At 47.0% G+C, this 602-nt stretch carries 1 rRNA gene; it reads right to left on the reverse strand.

From position 1 onward, the window contains the following. Positions 1-188: 188 nt before the first annotated feature. Positions 189-602 (reverse strand): 23S ribosomal RNA (locus tag I6E86_RS13660); the annotation flags it as partial.

A 602-nucleotide genomic window follows, 5' to 3' on the forward strand; every position in this document is an offset into this window, starting at 1 on the left:
CAAAGGGGGTTAGATATGAGTCTGTTGTTTTTATTGTTTGACTTCAAGTTTTAGCTTGTTGTCGACCAACTTGTAACCTAACTGAATCAAGGTTAAAGGTGATATCGAAATATACTTTCTTCGTTATGACCACTACAGTCATACAAGATAGATTAATTAGACTTGTATACAAACCACTTGGGTGTTGTATGGTCAAGCCAAACGAGCAATTAGTACAGGTTAGCTACATGCATCGCTGCACTTCCACACCCTGCCTATCAACGTCCTAGTCTTGAACGGCTCTTTAGGGAAATCTAATCTTGAGGTGGGCTTCCCGCTTAGATGCTTTCAGCGGTTATCCCATCCGAACGTAGCTACCGGGCAATGCCACTGGCGTGACAACCCGAACACCAGAGGTTCGTCCACTCTGGTCCTCTCGTACTAGGAGCAGATCCTCTCAAATTTCCAACGCCCACGGTAGATAGGGACCGAACTGTCTCACGACGTTCTAAACCCAGCTCGCGTACCTCTTTAAATGGCGAACAGCCATACCCTTAGGACCTGCTTCAGCCCTAGGATGAGATGAGCCGACATCGAGGTGCCAAACACCGCCGTCGATATGA

This window comes from Psychrobacter sp. SWN149 (assembly GCF_015864565.1).
Classification (GTDB): domain Bacteria; phylum Pseudomonadota; class Gammaproteobacteria; order Pseudomonadales; family Moraxellaceae; genus Psychrobacter.